This window comes from Prevotella sp. TF12-30 (assembly GCF_003436715.1).
Classification (GTDB): domain Bacteria; phylum Bacteroidota; class Bacteroidia; order Bacteroidales; family Bacteroidaceae; genus Prevotella; species Prevotella copri_A.
The window spans coordinates 301-1377 of record NZ_QSQJ01000078.1; the positions used below are offsets into that span (position 1 = coordinate 301).

1 pseudogene is annotated in these 1077 nt (G+C 51.1%); it reads right to left on the bottom strand.

The window, feature by feature from the left end:
- A pseudogene (locus DXD25_RS17285) lies at nucleotides 1–1077 on the bottom strand (type IV secretion protein Rhs); the annotation flags it as partial.

The window sequence follows — 1077 nt, forward strand, 5'->3', positions numbered from 1 at the left end:
GTGATGAACTTGCCTTCCTTTGCAAGGTTGGCAGTCTGCTTGGTCAGCACATTGCCGAGAGCATCATAAGTGAAACTTGTGATGCCGCTTGCAGGATGGTTCACCTCGGTACGGCGGTCACCCATGTCGTAAGTAGAGGTCGTCACATTGCCCTCCGTGTCGGTAACACGAACAAGACGCTGTATGCCGTCATACTCAAACGATGTGGTAATCTCACCGTCAGGTCCGCTCTTCTGGATGGTCTTTAAGGTCTTGCCACTGCCATTGGTATGGGTAGCCTGCACATTATGGAGTGCGTCTGTTACGGTTGTAACAAGTGCATGACTGCCGTTGTCAACAGTATAGGCCGTAGTTGTCGTAGAGTTGTCCGGCAATGTCACTGAGGTAGCACGGTCGAGCACGTCATAAACAGTAACCGTTGGAGATACATTGTCAAATGACTTGCTGAACGTGGACTTCGATCCAGTTCCTTCCGTTGTAGGATAGAAAGACTTTGCCACACGTCCGAAAGCATCATACATGTTTCTTCCGCTGACTATCATCACATTCTCGTCCTTGGCAGAGTTTCCCTTGGATGCACTTGTCACAACACCGTCCTTCTTTACCTGCACGGCTCTTCCGAAACCGTCAACGAACGTAACGGTCTCCAAGTCATCGTTAGGGTGCTGGATGTCGTAGTGCTTGGTCACGGCGTATGCAGGAGCGGTAATGCCACTCTCACCAAAGGTAGCCCAAGGCTGATATTCAAAGGCGATGGCATAAGGCACACCCGTAGCCAACTCGTTAGGACCACGCACGCCAGTAATGCGACCGAGGTCGTCAACATCAGTCTCGTAGTAGAAGTTGTTGAGGTCACGATGCTCCTTGGCTATACCATAGCGATAGTCAAAATTGCCTTGCTCGCTGCGGTAGCCCCACGCATCGTCAATACGCTCCACATACATGTTCATTTCCGGCTCATAGCGGTACTTGTACCACATGCGCTGTCCCTTGCCGTTGGCAGGGAGGGTCTTCTGGATGATGTTGCCGTAAGAGTCGTACTTGTAATCAGTAACTGCCGCACCGTCATTCAACTGT